Below are 16,687 nucleotides of genomic sequence, written 5' to 3'. Positions count from 1 at the left end.
GGATCGCCCGGTTCCAGAACCACTCGCATCCCACGGAGCGTACCCGAGCCGGGCCCCGACTCCACCCGGTGACGAATCACGCAAAGGACACAACCCGGTATCGACACCGGGCGGATGCGCTGCGTCACCCTCCGCCCCCTGCTTCCGGCACCGGCCGTCCGTACGCCGCCGAGCTGCCCGGAAACGGCCGTACGGCCCCCAGATCCGCGGCGAGCAGTTCCTCCGCCCCGGCCCCGGTGAGCCAGGAGGCGGCCCGGAGCCAGGCCCGTTTGAGGTGGAGGTGAACATCTGCCTCCCAGGTGAAGCCCATCCCGCCGTGGATCTGGAGGCAGTCACGGGCGTTGCGTACGGCGGCCTCGTCGGCGAGGAGTTTGGCCGCCGCGATCTCCACCGGGTCGCCGGTCACGGCGGCCGCGTACACGGCGGCGCGGGCCGGTTCGGTGCGGGCGAGCATGTCGGCGCAGAGATGTTTGACCGCCTGGAACGATCCGATGGGCGATCCGAACTGCTCGCGGTCCCCGGCGTGTTGGACGGCCGCCTCGGTGGTCCGGGCGGCGCTGCCGAGCTGCTCGGCGGCGGTGAGCAGCGCGGCCTCGAAGCGGAACCGCCCGGCGTGCGCCGGGGTGCGCTCCGTCGCGGCCGGGGCACGTTCTGTGTCCGCCCGCGTGCGCTCCGACGCCGCTCGGGAGCCTTCCGACGCCGACACGCGCCCCGACGCCCCCGTGTCCGCCCCCGTGCCAGCCTCCGTGGCGTCCGCCACCGTCGCGCCCGTCGCCGCCCGCGCGCGGTGCAGTGGCGTGAGCGGATCCATCGACCGTACGGGCCGGGCGGCGGCCACAAAGTCCCGCAGCGCCTCCCCCGTGAGCGGCTCCGCCCCCACCAGCACCGCGTCCGCCTCCGCCAGGTGCGCCACCGGCAGGCCCGCGTCCACGGCCGTCACCACCGCCTCGCCCTCCGCCGCCCCCTTCACCAGGCCCGCCGCCAGGTGCGTGGCGACCAGGGGCCCGGGCAGCAGCGCCCGGCCCGCCTCCTCGAAGAGCAGCACCGCCTCGGGCAGCCCGAGGCCCACCCCGCCCGCCTCCTCCGGCAGCCGCAGCGCGAAGAACCCGGCCGCGCCCAGCTCCCGCCACAGCGACCGGTCCAGGGCCCCGTCCCGCTCCACCGCCGCCCGCAGCCGGTCCCGGTCGAACACCGCGCCGAGCAGGTCGCGCATCCCGGACCGCAGGGCCCGCTGGTCGTCCGAGAGCTGGAAGTCCACGGCGGCCTCAGCGCCCCTTCGGCAGGCCGAGGATGCGCTCGGCGACGATGTTCCGCTGAATCTGCGAGGTGCCCGCGGCGATGGTGTACGAGAGGGAGGACAGCCGGTCCAGGACCTCGTCCCGGTCCAGGTCGAAGGCGTCCGCCGCGCCCAGCACCTCAGCCGCCGCCTCGTACAGCTCCTGGCGGACCCCGGAGTAGCGCAGCTTGAAGACCGAGCCGCCGACGCCGGGGACCCCGCCCGTGCGCTGCGACTCGCTCACGTTCGCCTGCGTGAGCCGCCACAGGGCCCGGAATTCCGCGTTCAGGCGGCCCAGCCGCCGCCGCAGCACCGGGTCGTCCCAGCGCCCGTTGCGCCGGGCCTCGTCGGCGAGCGCGTCCAGGGTGCGGCGGCAGGCGACGACCTCGCCGACGAAGGCGGTGCCGCGTTCGAAGGAGAGGGTGACCATGGTGACCCGCCAGCCGTCGTTCTCGGCCCCGACGCGACAAGAGGCCGGCACCCGGACCTCGTCGAGGAACACCTCGGCGAACTCCGTGGACCCGGCGAGCGTCCGCAGCGGCCGGACCGTGATCCCGGGGGCGTCCATCGGCATCGCGAGCCAGCTGATCCCCCGGTGCTTCGGCGCGTCCGGGTCGGTCCGCACCAGCAGCTCGCACCAGTCGGCGACCTCGGCGTGTGAGGTCCAGATCTTCTGCCCGGTGACCACGTAGTCGTCCCCGTCGCGCACCGCCCGCGTGCGCAGTGCGGCCAGGTCGGAGCCCGCGTCCGGCTCGCTGAACCCCTGGCACCAGATCTCGTCGCCGCGCAGCACCGGGGGCAGCCAGCGGGCCCGCTGTCCGGCCGTGCCCTCGGCGGCGATCGTCGGCCCGGCGTGCAGCAGCCCGACGAAGTTCGCCCCGACATAGGGGGCTCCCGCCTTCTCCGTCTCCTCCAGGAAGATCAGATGCTGGGTGGGGGTCGCGCCCTGCCCGCCCGCGTCCACCGGCCAGTGCAGGCCCGCGTATCCGGCGTCGTACAGCATCCGCTGCCAGGTGGTGTCGTACGCCCGGCGCGCGGGCCAGTCGTCGGGCGAGGGCTTCGGGGGAAGGGAAGGGAGGACGTCGGCCAGCCACTCCCGCAGCCGCCGCCGGAACTCCTCCTCCGCCTCCGTGTACGCGAGATCCACAAGCCCGCCGCCTACTGGTCCAGGTCCAGGCCGAGCATCCGGATCGCGTTTCCGCGCATCAGTTTGTGGACGGTCTCCGCATCCAGTCCCTTGACGTGGTCGAGGGCGACCTCCTTGGTGTGCGGGAAGGTCGAGTCCACGTGCGGATAGTCGGTCTCGAAGGTGGCGTTGTCGCGGCCGACGACGTCCAGGGACGCGATCCCGTGCTTGTCGCGGAAGAAGCAGCAGAACATCTGCCGGTAGTAGTACGTGGACGGCGGCTCGGGGATCAGATCGCGCACCCCGCCCCAGGCCCGGTGCTCCTCCCACACGTCGTCGGCGCGCTCCAGGGCGTACGGGATCCACCCCATCTGCCCTTCGCTGTACGCGAGTTTCAGCGTCGGGAACCTCACCAGCACCCCGCTGAAGAGGAAGTCCATCATCGAGGCCATCGCGTTGTTGAAGGAGAGCGAGGCCTGCACGGCGGGCGGCGCGTCCGGGGATGCGGCGGGCATCTGGGAGCTGGACCCGATGTGCATGTTGACGACGGTGCCGGTCTCCTGGCAGACGGCGAAGAACGGGTCCCAGTAGCCGGTGTGGATGGAGGGCAGCCCGAGATAGGTCGGGATCTCGGAGAAGGTCACCGCGCGCACCCCCCTCGCCGCGTTCCGCTTGATCTCGGCGACCGCGAGGTCGATGTCCCAGAGCGGGATGATGCAGAGCGGGATCAGCCGGCCGCCGCTGTCGCCGCACCACTCCTCGACCATCCAGTCGTTGTAGGCGCGCACACAGGCGAGGGCGACCTCCTTGTCGTGCGCCTCGGCGAAGGTCTGACCGCAGAAGCGGGGGAAGGTCGGGAAGCAGAGGGACGCCTCGACATGGTTGAGGTCCATGTCCTTGAGGCGCTCGGCCGGGTCCCAGCAGCCGGGCCGCATCTCGGCCCGGGTGATGCCCTCCAGGGTCATGTCGTCGCGGTCGAAGCCGACGGCGGCGATGTTCCGCTTGTACGGGAACTTCAGGTCCTCGTAGATCCACCAGTCGGTGGGCGGCCCGTCCGGGTCCATGGTGATGACGTACTTCCCGCCCGTGTACGCCAGCTCCCCGATGCCCGCCGTGAGCGGCTGGGGACCGCGCTCGCGGTACTTCGCGGGGAGCCAGGTGGAGAAGAGGTGCGCGGGCTCGATCACATGGTCGTCGACGCTGACGATCCAAGGCAGTTCCGTGTCCTTCATGGTGTGTGCCGTCCCTCCGCGCACCCGGCGGACTTACCGCCCTCAGGGCGCTTTCTGATGGTCCGTCAGATCAGATCGCGACCTTCAGGCTAGCCCCGCACCCCTGGACCGACAAGGCGCGGAGCCCTACGCTCTGCGCAATATCTGACTGGCCGTCAGTTCGGAGGGATCCCTGTGACCGCCGTGAACGACGTGACCGCGCTCGCCCGCACCCTGGGCGCCTCCCGCACCTTCTGGGAGCTGATCGAGGCCCGCGCCGCCCTCACCCCCGACCGCCCGGTCCTGCTCCAGGAGGACCGGGTCCTGACCTTCGGCGAGCTGCGGGACCGCGCGGAGCGGGTCGCGGCCGGGCTGTACGGGATGGGCGTGCGGGCGGGGACCGTCGTCGCCTGGCAGCTGCCGACCCGGCTGGAGACGGCCCTGCTCTCCTTCGCCCTGACCCGGCTCGGGGCCGTACAGACCCCGGTCATCCCGTTCTACCGGGACCGCGAAGTGCGGTTCGCGCTACGGGAGTCGGGGGCGGCGTTCTTCGCCGTGCCGGGGGTGTGGCGCGGCTTCGACCACACGGCGATGGCCGAGCGGATCGCCGCCGAACTCCCGGACCCGCCGCGCGTCTTCGAGGCGTACGACGCCCTCCCCGACGGCGACCCGGCCGTTCTGCCGCCCCCGCCGGAACCGGCCTCCGGCGAGGAGGTCCGCTGGATCTACTGGACCTCGGGCACCACGTCCGACCCCAAGGGCGTCCTGCACACCGACCGCTCCCTGATCGCGGGCGGCTCCTGCCTCGCCCACGCGCTGAAGCTGGACGCGGACGACGTGGGCTCGATGGCGTTCCCGTACGCCCATGTCGCCGGGCCCGACTACACGGTGATGCTGCTGCTGTACGGGTTCCCGGCGGTGATGTTCGAGCAGTTCGCGCTGCCGGACGCGCTGGCGGAGTACCGGCGCCACGGGGTGACGGTGGCGGGCGGGTCGACGGCGTTCTACGCGATGTTCCTGGCCGAGCAGCGCAAGACCCCGGGCCGCCCGATCGTCCCGTCCCTCCGCCTCCTCGCGGGCGGCGGCGCACCCAAGCCGCCGGAGGTCTACCACGCGGTGGTGCGGGAGATGGGGGTCCAGCTCACCCACGGGTACGGCATGACCGAGGTCCCGATGATCACCATGGGCGCTCCCGACGACACCCCGGAGCATCTGGCTCTGACCGAGGGCCGGCCGCCGGAGGGCATGGAGATCCGGATCACCGACGAGCACGGCAAGCCGCTCCCGTACGGCGTGGAGGGCGAGGTACGGCTGCGCGGGGAGGCGGTCTGCCGGGGCTATCTGGACGCCGGGGCGTCGGCGGCGGCGTTCGACGCCGAGGGGTTCCTGATCACCGGGGACCTGGGCCGGCTCCGGGAGAGCGGACATCTCACGCTCACCGGGCGGCTGAAGGACATCATCATCCGCAAGGGCGAGAACATCTCCGCCAAGGAGATCGAGGACCTGCTCCACGCGCACCCGGGCGTGGCCGACGCGGCGGTGATCGGGCTCCCCGACCAGGAGCGCGGGGAACGGGTCTGCGCGGTGATCGAACAGCCGCCGGGAGCACCGCCGTTGACACCGGCCGAGCTCTCGGCCCACCTGCGGGACGCGGGTCTCTCCGTCCACAAGGTGCCGGAGCAGTGGGAAGTGCTGGACGAGCTGCCCCGTAACGAGACGCTGCGCAAGGTGCTCAAGTACAAGCTGCGGGAACGGTTCGGAGCGGCCGGCGCGGGGTGAAGGCGTGGCGTTACGGGGGCGGGTGCGCCGTCCCCGTAACGCCGCTCACAAAAAACGGGGGTATCGGCTACGCGTCGGGCTCGATCACCGTGAAGTACACGGCGAACGCCGCCACCACATCGCTCTCCGCGACCTTGCCGTCCCGGTCGGTGTCCAGGCTCTGGGCGGCGATGCCCGCGATCTCGGCGCTGGCCCCGAGGACCCGGAGCGCCCGCTCCACGTCCGCGACGGAGGCTCTGCCGTCGTTCCCGCCGTCCGCGAGCGCGATGACCGCCCGCAGGAACGGCCGGGCGATCTCCGCGAACCGCTCGGGATTGTCCCGGAGCCGCTTCACCGCCCCGCCCGCGAACTCCTCACGGGTGACCCGCTGGTCCCCGTCCACATCGGCGATCCCCGCCATGCCCTGCCAGAAGGCCTCGGCCCCCGTGTAGAGCGCCTGCCCCTTGTCGCAACGGGCCGTCGTACCGAACTCGGTGAGCAGACGGGCCGCTGCGGCGTTGAAATCGGCGCGATCGATGTAGCCGTTGCCGTCCTGGTCGAAGGCGGCGAAGCGGTGCGCGATCTTTCGCTCGTACTCTGCGCTGTCCATGCGGGGAGCGTACGTCGCCGGGAGCGCTCACGTGTCACCACGAAGCTGTTCCTCTGTGACAACCTCGCATCGGCGGCCCCCGCTTCAGGCGCTCAGCGGCCTGCACTCCTCGTCGGTGGCCGACAGCGCGTCGGGGTAGACCTCGAAGAGCCGGCGCACACCGAGCGCGCCGAGCACCTTGTTGACGTGCGAACCGTCCTCGGCGCCGCGGGCCGGGAGGATCAGCCGCAGCCGGCCGCCGCAGGACTTCATCAGCCGGCGCGAGGCGATCAGCACACCGACACCGCTGGAGTCGCAGAAGAACACCTCGGACAGATCGAGCACCACGTCGTGCCGCCCCTCCGCCACCGCGTCGTGGACGGACTGGCGCACGACGGGCGAGGTCACCAGATCGAGTTCACCGCTTATGCGCAGCACGGCCCAGGAGCCCTGCTCCGCCTCGTCCACCTTGAGCGTCACGACTGGACCTCTCGTTCCGGGGCTCCCGGCCATGCGGAAGTTTCCGTTCCTCCTCGCGGCTGCCCAACCGCACCCCCATGAAACACCGAAACGCGCACGAAGGCCCAGGAGGTTTCCGGCGTAAAGGCGCAGTTCGGCCCGTTTTCGCTGGTCGGAGCGGTCGGGGAGGCATCGGGGCCGAAAATCGACTACCGTCGTCGGCCACGCGTCACGGGACGACCCCGGGAAGAGAGTTGCTTCAAAGGCGCGTGCACCGCACACCGGGCGGACTACATTCGGTCCACACGGGCACAGGGTGCATCACGGAGCTGGGCAGAACGCAGAGAACAGAGCCGGGGGCTGGGGGGTTCATGGCGAAGGACACGGCGCCCCGCTGGGACCGCAGGATGCAGCAGAGGCTGGCCCGCGGAGAGGCGGCGGCGCTCGGCGAGCTCTACGACCGGTTCGCGGCCCTCGTCCACAGCCAGGCGCACCGGATGCTCGACGACGAGGACGCCGCCGACCTGGTGACCCGCGAGGTCTTCGCCCAGGTCTGGGAGAACCCGGAGGCGTACGACCCGAAGCAGGGCTCCATGCGCTCCTGGGTGGCCCGCCTCACCCACCGCCGGTCCGTCCAGCGGCTGCGCCACGCGGCGGCCTCCGCGTACGAGGAGGAGCACGGCGAGGGCGCGGTGCCGGACCCGGAGGAGCTGGAGCGGCGGGTGCGCAGCGCCACGGCGTCCGCCCGCGCCGACTACATCGTCTCCTCGATGCCCGTACCGCTGCGGGAGGCCCTGGAGCTGGCGTACATCCACCGGCGGGACTACCGGCAGACCGCCGCCGATCTCGGGGTCACCGAGGACGAGGCGCGCCGCCGGCTGCGGCTGGGGCTCCAGCTGCTCTCCACGGCCAACGCCCGCCCGCTCGAAGGGTCCGCGCCACCCGGTTACGGACGGGTCCGGTGAGCGGCGACGGACGCGAGAGCGAGGGCGGCGAGGAGGAGGTGCGCGGCGCCCGGCGGATACCGGGTCCGCGCGGGGCGGCGGACGACCTCGACCTGGCGTCCGTCCCGCTGCCGCCTCTGCCGCCGCCGGGCGGTACAGCCCCGGACGAGGCCGTACCGGAACAGTCGCAGCCGGTTTCTGGGGCGGGCGACGCGCCGGGGAGCGATGCCCGGGAGCGGGAACCGGAACCGGAGCGTGCTGCTGCCGGGCCTGTGCCGGGTCCCGAGCCCGAGCCGGAATCTGCCGCCGCCGAGGCGGATCCCGAGCCGGGGCGTGCTGCTCCCGAGCCCGGGACCGAGCCGGGTCCCGAGCCGGAACCGGAACCTGCCGCCGCCGAGGCGGATCCCGAGCCGGAGCGTGCTGCTGCCGAGGCGGAGACCGGTCCCGAGCCGGGTCCCGAGCCGGAACCGGAACCTGCCGCCCCGGAGGCGGAGACCGGTCCCGAGTCGGGGCCGGAGCCTGCCGCCGCCGAGGCGGAGACCGGTCCCGAGCCCAACCCGGAACCGGAGCCTGCTGCTCCCAGGCCGGAACCGGAATCTGCCGCCGCCGAATCGGCTCCCGAGCCGGAGCCTGCTGCTCCCGAGCCCGACCCGGAACCGGAGCCTGCTGCTCCCGAGCCCGAACCGGCCCGCGACCCGGACCCGGACCCGGCGGCCCCCGACGCGGCCACCGCCGCCCCGGACGCCGCTCCCCCGGGCTCCCTCGTGAGCCCCGCCAACCCGGTCGTCCTCCCCCACCAGGTCCTCAAGGCGCTTCTCGGTGCCTGGGCGCTGTCCGCCTGTTCGGCGGAGGAGACCGCTGCCGTGGAGGACCATCTCACCGGGTGCGCCCCGTGCGCCGACGAGGCGCTGCGGCTGCGGGACGCGGTGGGGCTGCTGCACACCGACGGCTCCCTGGACCTCGACCCGACGCTCCGTACCCGGGTGCTGGACGGCTGCTTCGGCCGCCGCCCGGCCCGGATACCGGTACCGGAGTGGGCCGCCCCGTACGACGCCGAGACCGCCCGGCTCGACGCGCTGCTCCGCGACATCGGGGACTCCGAATGGCACGCCCCGGTGCGGCTCCAGTGGTTCGAGGAGGAGCGCCAGGTCAGCCGCCGGACCACGGTCGCGGGGGTGATCGGACATCTGATGGCCGTCGACGGGCTGCTGTCCGCCGCGCTCGGGCTCGACGACCCGCTCGACGGCGGCCGAGCGCCGCTGGACCCGACCGAGCGGACCGAGACGTACTGGTCGGCGACGCGCCGCCCGCCCACCCGGGCCGTCCGCGAGCCCTGGCGCGCCCAGAGCCACGAGCTGATCCGTACGGCGTCCTTCGCCGGGCGGAACGTCGCCGAGACGTCCGTCTCGTACGGCGCGTTCGCCCTGCCGCTCCAGGACGCCGCCCTGGACCGGGCGTTCGAGTGCTGGGTGCACGGCGGGGACATCGCCGACGCCGTCGACTACCCGTACCCCGCCCCGTCGGCGGCCCATCTGCACCGGATGATCGACCTGGCCGCCCGGATGCTTCCGGCCGCCCTCGCGGGCCGCCGTGTCGCCGGACTGGCCGGGCCGGCCAAGGACCTCGTCACGGCCGGGGCGCCGGGCCGCTCGCTCCATCTGGAGATCGAGGGCCACGGCGGAGGCGACTGGTACATCGCGCTGGACTCCCCGGCCGCCGTCGGCGCGCCCGAGCGCGCGGTGGCGCAGGTGGCGCTGGACGGGGTCGAGTTCTGCCGGCTCGTCGCGGGCCACATCTCGCCGGTGGAAGCGGCGGCGGGCCAGGAGGGCGACCGCGAGGCCATCCGCGACGTCCTGTTCGCGGCGGCCTCGCTCAGCCGTCTCTGAGCACCGGAGCCGACACCTCAGCCGGCCGGCGCCGCTACGCGAAGATCACCGTACGGCGGCCGTTGAGCAGGATGCGCCGCTCCGCGTGCCACTTCACCGCGCGCGCCAGCGCCTGGCACTCCACGTCCCGGCCGATGGCCACCAGCTGGTCGGGGGTCACGTCATGGCCGACGCGCTCCACCTCCTGCTCGATGATCGGGCCCTCGTCGAGGTCGGCGGTGACGTAGTGCGCGGTCGCGCCGATCAGCTTCACGCCCCGGGCGTGCGCCTGGTGGTACGGCTTGGCGCCCTTGAAGCTCGGCAGGAACGAGTGGTGGATGTTGATGATCCGGCCGCTGAGCTGCTTGCACAGATCGTCGGAGAGGACCTGCATGTAGCGGGCGAGGACCACCAGCTCGACGTTCTCCTCGCGGACCAGCTCCAGCAGCCGCGCCTCGGCCTCCGGCTTGTTGTCCTTCGTCACCGGGAGGTGCCGGAAGGGGATGCCGTACGAGGCGACGAGCTCGGCGAAGTCCGTGTGGTTGGAGACGACGGCCGCGATCTCGACCGGCAGTGCGCCGGTACGGGAACGGAACAGCAGGTCGTTGAGGCAGTGGCCGAACTTGCTGACCATCAGCACGACCCGCATCTTCTCGTCCGACCGGTGGATCTGCCACTCCATCCGGAAGGACTCGCCGATCGCGGCGAAGCTGGCGCGCAGCTTGTCCACGGTCACGGTGGCGTCCGCCGAGAAGTGGACGCGCATGAAGAACAGACCCGTGTCGTGGTCCCCGAACTGCTGGCTGTCCTCGATGTTGCAGCCGGTCATGAAGAGATAGCTCGACACGGCGTGCACGATGCCCTGTTTGTCGGGGCAGGAGAGCGTGAGGACGTACTGCTCGGTCGCGGCGGCGTCCGGGATGGCGGCGGGGGCGGGCTGTGGCGCGGTCATCCTCGTAGCGTGCCACACCCGCCGCTCGCTAAGGGCTGTCCCGCAACCCCTGCCGGGCGCACGACGACAGCTACGGCACCTCGCCGCGTTGTCGGGACGCCCGAATACACCAGTATGCGGACGTCCCTCCGCCTTGCGATGCACCGCATCTGACGCCGCGCGCTGATCCGGCAGGGATTGCGGGACAGCCCTTAGGCGGCCCTGGTCATGATGCGGATGACATCCAGCGAGCGGGGCGGTATGTCCGGATCCTCCGCGTCGTTGGTGGCGAGCATCACATGGGCCTCGCGGGCCGCCTGGACGGCCTCGGGCCAGCCGTGGTGCTCCAGATAGGCGGAGACGGGGGCGTCCGCGCCGACCTGGTGCATGATCCGCAGCACCCGCAGGGCGGCGGCGTCCACGGCGGCGGCCTCGGCGGCGTCCCGGAATATGGTGCCGACGTACTTCTCGGCGGACCAGTTGTCGAGCCAGGTGTCCTCGACCAGGCGGTACACGGCGTCGGTGACGTCCCCGTACCCTTCCCGGCCGGCGAGCCAGCACTCGTGGTGGAAGACGGGGTCGGAGAGCATGTGCAGCGCCGAGCGCACGTTGGTGCGCCAGCGCCACCACGGCATATCAGTGAGCGGCATGCCGCCCATGGTGGAGGAGCGACGGCCGCGACGGGAAGAGTTCTCCGAACCTTGCTGCACGGTGGTCGATCGTACGTTCCTTCACCGCACCTCCGCACGGGCCCCCGCAATTCACCTGGACGTCACCGAGCGTTGACGACGGCACACCGCGCCGTTACCCCGGGCCCGGAAGGGTCCTTTGCCATGACCGGACGGCGACGCCCCACCTTTCCCCGCCCCTTCCCGGGCGTCATCAGCGCGGCGGCGGCGGGGGCGCTCCTGCTGTCCGGCTGCGGTGTGCTCCCTGGAGCCACGGGGGGTTCCGGGGAGCCCGTCACCGTCATGACCTGGGCGCCCGACCGGTCCGACGACATCAACGCGGTGAAGATGGCCGGGGTGCCCGCGATGGCGCAGACGTACGCCCGCTGGGTCAACGACACCGGCGGCATCGACGGCCGCGAGCTGCGGGTGATCGTCTGCGACGAGGGCGACACCTCGATCGGCGCCGAGCGGTGCGCGCGGCAGGCCGTCGAGAAGAAGGTGGCCGCCGTCGTCGGTTCGTACAGCCGCCACGGGCAGAGCTTCATGCCCGCGCTGGAGGCGGGCGGCGTCCCGTACATCGGCGGTTACGGCGCCTCCACCGAGGAGTTCAGCAGCTACCTCTCCTACCCGGTCAACGGCGGCCAGTCGGCCCTGCTGGCGGGCCACGGACGGCAGTTGGGCGGCAGCTGCGCGCGGGTCTCGCTGGTGCGGCCCGACTCGATCGGCGGCGACGGTATGCCGCCGCTCCTCAACAACGGGCTGCTGGCCGCGAACCGGCCCGCCTCCACCGACATCCTGGCCCCCCTGGACGCCACGTCCTACGACGAGCAGGCCGCGCAGGCGCTGGAGCGGTCCGCCGGCGGCTGTGTGACGGCGGTGCTCGGCGCCCGTACGGAGACGTTCTTCGACTCCTTCCGCCGGCTGGAGCCGGACGGCGGGCAGGTCAGGATCTCCTCCGTGCTGGGCAGCGTCAGTCAGCCGCTCATCAACCGCACGGGCGGCCGGAACAGCCCCTTCGAGGGGGCGTACGTCACCGGCTGGTACCCGGACGCGAAGAACACGCGCTGGCAGCCGATGCGCGACGTGATCGAGAAGTACGCCTTCGGGGACAACCGCATCGACCCGGACGACACCGCCGTACAGACCACGTGGATCGCGTACACCGCGCTGCGGGCGGCCGTCCGGGCGATCGGCGACGAGACCATCACCCCGGGCCGGGTCGTGGCCACCCTCAACGGCGGCGTCGAGGTCGACACCGGCGGTCTGACGCCGAAGCTCCGCTGGCGCTTCAAGGACCTCGTCGGCACGCTGAGCTACCCGCGCATCGTCAACACGAAGGTGACGTTCCAGGTGGTCCGCGACGGTCGGCTCACCGCCCAGCGGAAGGGCTTCGTGGACGTCGCGGACGCCCTGACGGACGCCCCGCGCAGCTAGTGCTGTGACCGCATAGGTTCGCCGGGTTGCTCGTTGTGCTGGTTGGGAGCGATGGTGCTTCCAACCAGCAGGGGAGGCGGGATGGCGTCACCGGTCAGGGTCCGGAGGCTGACGGAGCAAGAGGGGCGGAAGCTCCAGCAGATCGTGCGGCGGGGCAGTACGAACTCGGTGCGTTTTCGGCGGGCGATGATGCTGGCGTCGGTCGGCGGCAGCACGGTCCCGGTGATCGCGCGGCTGGTCCAGGCGGACGAGGACACCGTCCGTGACGTGATCCACCGCTTCAACGAGATCGGGCTCGCATGCCTGAACCCTCAGCGGGCGGGAGGCCGTTCCCGCCTGCTGAGCAGTGACGACGAGGACTTCGTCATCCAGACGGCCACCACTCGCCCGACCGCGCTGGGCAAGCCCTTCACCCGCTGGTCGGTCCGCAAACTGGCCGATCACCTGCGCAGGAACATGGCCCGGCCCGTTCGGATCGGCCGGGAGGCCCTGCGGTGCTTACTGGCCGCCGCGGGATCACTTTCCAGCGGACGAAGACCTGGAAGGAATCCCCAGACCCGGCATTCGACACCAAGCTGGAGCGGATCGAGTATGCGGTCAACGAGCGTCCGGACCGCACGTTCGCCTTCGACGAGTTCGGGCCCCTGGGCATTCGCCCCACCGCCGGCTCCTGCTGGGCCGAGCGAAACCGCCCCGACCGGCTGCCTGCCACCTACCGGCCCACCCACGGCATCACCTACTTCCAAGGCTGCTACTCCGTCGGCGACGACAAAATGTGGGGTGTCAACCGGCGCCGCAAGGGCATCGACCACACCTGGGCCGCTCTCCGGACGATCCGCGCCGCCCGCCCTGACGGCGCCCTGATCTACGTGATCCTCGACAACCTCTCCGCCCACCTGAACTGGAAGATCCGCAGGTGGGCGGCCCTGCAGAAGGTCGAGCTGCGCTTCACACCCACCTACGCGTCCTGGGCCAATCCCATTGAAGCCCACTTCGGGCCACTACGGCAGTTCACCCTGGCCAACTCGAACCATCCCAACCACACCGTCCAGACCCGGGCCCTGCACGCCTACCTGCGCTGGCAGAACGACAACGCCCGCCATCCCGAGATCCTGGCCGCCCAACGACGCGAACGCGCCCGCATCCGCATCCGCATCGAACGAGGCATCCGCTGGGGCGGCAGACAGCTGACGACTGAGGCGGCCTGACCACCCAACCCGGCGAACCTATGCGGTCACAGCACTAGGCCGCTTCTACAAGACTGACACCGCCCGCACTCGCTCCGAAGGCAGCGGCCTCGGACTCGCCCTCGCGCACGAGAACGCGCTCTTGCGCAACGGCGCCCTTAGACCGTGTCCTATGTGGTGAGGCGGTCATTGGGCTCAGCGTGGGGCGGGGTACTTGGAGTTGGATTGTTCCCGACGGAGTGTGGGAGATCGCGGAGCCGCTGATCCCGCCGTCGAAGGTGCGGCCGCAGGGCGGCGGGATGCAGGACACGGTCTAAGGCCCCGCCGATGGCGGGGCAGCTCACAGCTACGCCCACCAACGGCGCCGTCAATGTCTTCGTCCCTCAGACGGTCAGCAGCGGCGACCTCGATGTCACCGCCATCACTCAGCTCGCCTATACCGCAGCCCATGCTCACACTCCAGGCAACCGTTCCGCTACTCAGGTCGACATCCGCATCCATGAGGGCGGGACTTCAGAGCACTGACGCTTCTTCGAGATTGGCACCGATCCGGTGCAGGGCCGTGAAGCGCAACAAACGAGGCACCCTGGGTTGTTGATCGAGATATCTGACGTCTCAATCTCTTTACTCGGGGCCTCGTTGGCCATCCATCCTGTCGCACTTGCCTCGCCGCATGCACTCGTGGAGTGGAGCTACATGCTGATCGTCCCCTGTGAGGGCGACCGGCCCTGCAAGACAGGACCTGGCCTCAGCACGCGCAGCCGTCGAACGCCGCGTCGCCCGCCTGAAAGTCCTGGCGGCTCTTCCGCAGATCCCCCGGGTCTGCGGAAGACACTGCACGGGCACGAGCCCGGGTTCTTTCTGCTCAGCGGTACTCTCGCCAAGCGACCAGGTGGACGGCGGCCGAGGCCTACCATTCCCGCTGGCACCGGCGCCACGGCGTGAACGTGCAGATCGTCACCGATCCCGTGGCCAGCTATTATATCGCCCGTCTTGCCGGGCCGACACTCAAGCTCCGACCTTCCCAGCGGCCGGTCGGCCACGACGACCAGGCGGGGAGTTGGAGTCGATGAGGACCTGGTGACAGCTCGGCAGCAGTGTGGTCCGGGATGCGGAACGGAGTGTCGTCCCACGATGAGCAGGGTGTACCTCGCGAACCGCTCGCCGTTGATGAATCCAAAGGGGACGCGGAATGGTTCGCCAAAGGAGTTGGCGAACCATTCACTAAAAGGCGAGATTAGTGGGGAGCAGACGGAGGGCTAGTATAGAGTTTCACGTCGCTACCTCCGACGAATGGCACCATTTTGCCTACACCTACAGCCTCATATCCATCAAGATAGAAGGTGCCGCTATTCCCATACTGGTCATACGCCACAATACTCGGATTGTAGTAATTATGGGCGTCAGGGCCATTATGGAAGGGGGTGCCACTCTGCAGCGGATTAGGCTGACCCTGCACCCAGCCATCACCCCCAGTTAGGGCGGTCACACAAGTGACACACAGTGACCGGCTATTGGCATCCGAAGACCGTTCGTAGATCTTGGCCGCATCCCACCACTTGTTCCCGTTAGGCATTTTAAGAATTACGGCACTTACCCCTCCGCCAGGGTTAGCAGAACCCGAGTTTGCAGCATATCCATTCTCCGGATATTTGACGTCGTGCGGCTCCTGGTACCAGACGTAGGCGCTGCGCATAAGACTCCCCTGGGGATGGATGGTCGTCGGTTGAATCAGCCACCCGTAGAAGCCATCATATTGGTTAGTAGTCACAGTATTGGACACCGCAAAGTGGCAAAAGTCGCGACCTTCAGCATTTTCCTTTGCAGTCAAATACCAGTTGAATCCGCCCAGGACGGTTACGTATCGAGTGTCATGCTGATTCAGCGTCACCAGGTCTTCTTTGACCCAGTCAGTATTACCGAGATCGTAATTCACTGCCTGCTTCGGCACGAGGGAAACCTTGGACTGGAGGGACTGCCCCGAATTCTGCGAAGTGACGGTAACCTCCCCGCTATCGGATTTCACCTTGACTGCAATTGATTTGCCACTCACGCCCGGGCTGCAGTATACGTAGTATTTTAGCTGCTGCGCTCCCCCTTCTGCGGCATGAGAAACTACAGGCTGCCTTCGGTTAGAAATTCCTGCGAGGTTCGGGACATTATTGAAATNTCACCTTGACTGCAATTGATTTGCCACTCACGCCCGGGCTGCAGTATACGTAGTATTTTAGCTGCTGCGCTCCCCCTTCTGCGGCATGAGAAACTACAGGCTGCCTTCGGTTAGAAATTCCTGCGAGGTTCGGGACATTATTGAAATGCGGATCCTCGGTATCCGTGTAACACCAGCTCGATTGGCCCTTCCAATTAAGTTCGGACTCATCGACATAGTCAATGAGCCATGTGTTAGCGGCCAGATGGCCTTGATCGACGGTGATCGACTTATGGTTTTCATCCTCCGGCCAAATGGTGACAATTACACCAACCTGATTCCGCGAGTTCGCGTAAATGGACTCACTCGGGAGGCCAGTTTCAAACGCAATTGTAACTTTCGCAACGCTATACCATGTCATTTGTGCCACCCTTCAATTCTGTGCGCAGAGCCCCCGTTCGGACTCTTGATATTTCGTAGGTAATTAATGCATCCATGCCCCTCGGTTGGATATTGGATGGGCGCCCGGGCACCGACGAGTCAGGCCCGCGATTGGTGATGACTTCACCTCGGACGCCTACCAGTTGGCTGGCCCGCAACGCGATGAACTTCCTGGTAGAGGATAGGGCCGGCATGCCTACCTACCTACCTACCTACCTACCTACCTACCTACCGGCCGCCGTGACAGACTTCTATTCGCCTTGGCTCACCTGCTGTGCGGCGATACCTATGATCAACCCGCACTGCCAGGCCATCAAGGCGCGCACGTGATGCCGCACGGCACACTCCTGCCGACCGAGCGAGACGGCATGAGAGCTCAAAGCCCATATCGATCTGCTCGTCAGCCGACTGTTGTGAGCGTCGCCGAGCCGTGGCCGTGTACAACGCGAAACCTCCCCGCACGGTCCTGCTTCCTCACGGGAACCTTCAGAACACGCGTGATGAAACTTGATCAACCTGCCACAGGTAACCGGATCTGTCAGTGACACAGACCCTATCGTGAGCGTCATTCCAAGTCACACCCGCAGTACTGCAAATTGTCGCAGGCGGGGTAACTGGAATGCTTGCAATTTGAACCGGCTGCACA

13 protein-coding genes and 3 pseudogenes are annotated in these 16,687 nt (G+C 69.3%); 8 read left to right on the top strand and 8 right to left on the bottom strand.

The features are described from left to right. Positions 1–124: 124 nt before the first annotated feature. From A3Q37_RS31235 to A3Q37_RS31225, 3 genes are read right to left on the bottom strand one after another with little or no spacing between them, the layout of a single operon-like run. Entirely contained in the window at positions 125–1,258 is a 1,134-nt protein-coding gene (locus A3Q37_RS31235) for an acyl-CoA dehydrogenase family protein (RefSeq protein WP_065489786.1), read from the bottom strand. Positions 1,259–1,265: 7 nt separating this feature from the next. Further along, positions 1,266–2,423: an acyl-CoA dehydrogenase family protein gene (locus tag A3Q37_RS31230; RefSeq protein ID WP_065489784.1), complete on the bottom strand. Its 1,158-nt coding sequence runs from the start codon at positions 2,421–2,423 to the stop codon at positions 1,266–1,268. An 11-nt stretch (positions 2,424–2,434) separates the two neighbouring features. After that, positions 2,435–3,634: an amidohydrolase family protein gene (locus A3Q37_RS31225; RefSeq protein ID WP_065489781.1), complete on the bottom strand. Its 1,200-nt coding sequence runs from the start codon at positions 3,632–3,634 to the stop codon at positions 2,435–2,437. Positions 3,635–3,808: 174 nt separating this feature from the next. Here A3Q37_RS31225 and A3Q37_RS31220 point away from each other — a divergent pair, with 174 nt between their 5' ends. Next, complete coding sequence (locus A3Q37_RS31220) at positions 3,809–5,392, top strand: class I adenylate-forming enzyme family protein (RefSeq protein ID WP_065489776.1); 1,584 nt, start codon at positions 3,809–3,811, stop codon at positions 5,390–5,392. Positions 5,393–5,459: 67 nt separating this feature from the next. Here the strand turns inward: A3Q37_RS31220 and A3Q37_RS31215 are convergent, their stop codons facing one another. Together A3Q37_RS31215 and A3Q37_RS31210 are read right to left on the bottom strand one after the other, a co-directional pair. Then, on the bottom strand, positions 5,460–5,981 hold the full coding sequence (locus A3Q37_RS31215; protein ID WP_065489772.1) for an EF-hand domain-containing protein: 522 nt from the start codon (positions 5,979–5,981) through the stop codon (positions 5,460–5,462). Positions 5,982–6,065: 84 nt separating this feature from the next. Further along, complete coding sequence (locus tag A3Q37_RS31210) at positions 6,066–6,440, bottom strand: STAS domain-containing protein (RefSeq protein ID WP_079138069.1); 375 nt, start codon at positions 6,438–6,440, stop codon at positions 6,066–6,068. A gap of 350 nt (positions 6,441–6,790) precedes the next feature. Here A3Q37_RS31210 and A3Q37_RS31205 point away from each other — a divergent pair, with 350 nt between their 5' ends. Beyond that, complete coding sequence (locus tag A3Q37_RS31205) at positions 6,791–7,384, top strand: RNA polymerase sigma factor (protein WP_065489767.1); 594 nt, start codon at positions 6,791–6,793, stop codon at positions 7,382–7,384. Next, the gene (locus tag A3Q37_RS38115) at positions 7,381–9,249 is read left to right on the top strand and encodes a zf-HC2 domain-containing protein (protein ID WP_255311995.1); all 1,869 of its coding nucleotides are present in this window, start codon (positions 7,381–7,383) and stop codon (positions 9,247–9,249) included. Before A3Q37_RS31205 ends, A3Q37_RS38115 begins: the two co-directional genes overlap by 4 nt. Positions 9,250–9,283: 34 nt before the next feature. Here the strand turns inward: A3Q37_RS38115 and purU are convergent, their stop codons facing one another. Continuing rightward, complete coding sequence (purU, locus tag A3Q37_RS31190) at positions 9,284–10,180, bottom strand: formyltetrahydrofolate deformylase (protein WP_065489762.1); 897 nt, start codon at positions 10,178–10,180, stop codon at positions 9,284–9,286. Positions 10,181–10,371: 191 nt separating this feature from the next. After that, a complete protein-coding gene (locus tag A3Q37_RS31185) occupies positions 10,372–10,818 on the bottom strand; it encodes an SCO4402 family protein (RefSeq protein WP_065489760.1) in 447 nt (148 codons plus the stop codon). Between the two features lie 174 nt (positions 10,819–10,992). On the opposite strand from A3Q37_RS31185, the gene A3Q37_RS31180 reads away from it, so the two are divergent. The 5 genes and pseudogenes from A3Q37_RS31180 to A3Q37_RS38105 form a co-directional block, all read left to right on the top strand. After that, positions 10,993–12,264 carry an ABC transporter substrate-binding protein gene (locus A3Q37_RS31180; protein WP_065489758.1) on the top strand — a complete coding sequence of 424 codons (1,272 nt, stop codon included), beginning with the start codon at positions 10,993–10,995 and terminating at the stop codon, positions 12,262–12,264. 81 nt (positions 12,265–12,345) lie between these two features. Then, positions 12,346–13,472: pseudogene (locus A3Q37_RS31175) on the top strand (IS630 family transposase). 179 nt (positions 13,473–13,651) lie between these two features. Beyond that, positions 13,652–13,762: pseudogene (locus A3Q37_RS36115) on the top strand (IS5/IS1182 family transposase); the annotation flags it as partial. A 16-nt stretch (positions 13,763–13,778) separates the two neighbouring features. Continuing rightward, positions 13,779–13,976, top strand: a complete 198-nt coding sequence (locus A3Q37_RS36975; protein WP_141693626.1) for a hypothetical protein — start codon at positions 13,779–13,781, stop codon at positions 13,974–13,976. 114 nt (positions 13,977–14,090) lie between these two features. Continuing rightward, a pseudogene (locus tag A3Q37_RS38105) lies at positions 14,091–14,186 on the top strand (IS5/IS1182 family transposase); the annotation flags it as partial. A 502-nt stretch (positions 14,187–14,688) separates the two neighbouring features. Here the strand turns inward: A3Q37_RS38105 and A3Q37_RS36970 are convergent. Beyond that, a complete protein-coding gene (locus tag A3Q37_RS36970; RefSeq protein WP_141693625.1) occupies positions 14,689–15,402 on the bottom strand; it encodes a hypothetical protein in 714 nt (237 codons plus the stop codon). Between the last annotated feature and the right edge of the window lie 1,285 nt (positions 15,403–16,687).

Origin of the sequence: Streptomyces sp. PTY087I2 (genome assembly GCF_001687325.1) — a bacterium.
Lineage (GTDB): Bacteria > Actinomycetota > Actinomycetes > Streptomycetales > Streptomycetaceae > Streptomyces.
Note: the sequence above shows the minus strand (reverse complement) of the source record. Positions and strands in the feature narration are given on the sequence as shown.

Excerpts from the sequence above, each read along its gene's own strand:
- A3Q37_RS31225 (WP_065489781.1), bottom strand. The coding sequence starts at position 3,634 with ATGAAGGACACGGAACTGCCTTGGATCGTCAGCGTCGACGACCATGTG.
- A3Q37_RS31215 (WP_065489772.1), bottom strand. The coding sequence starts at position 5,981 with ATGGACAGCGCAGAGTACGAGCGAAAGATCGCGCACCGCTTCGCCGCC.
- A3Q37_RS31205 (WP_065489767.1), top strand. The coding sequence starts at position 6,791 with ATGGCGAAGGACACGGCGCCCCGCTGGGACCGCAGGATGCAGCAGAGG.
- purU (WP_065489762.1), bottom strand. The coding sequence starts at position 10,180 with ATGACCGCGCCACAGCCCGCCCCCGCCGCCATCCCGGACGCCGCCGCG.
- A3Q37_RS31185 (WP_065489760.1), bottom strand. The coding sequence starts at position 10,818 with ATGGGCGGCATGCCGCTCACTGATATGCCGTGGTGGCGCTGGCGCACC.
- A3Q37_RS31180 (WP_065489758.1), top strand. The coding sequence starts at position 10,993 with ATGACCGGACGGCGACGCCCCACCTTTCCCCGCCCCTTCCCGGGCGTC.
- A3Q37_RS36975 (WP_141693626.1), top strand. The coding sequence starts at position 13,779 with ATGGCGGGGCAGCTCACAGCTACGCCCACCAACGGCGCCGTCAATGTC.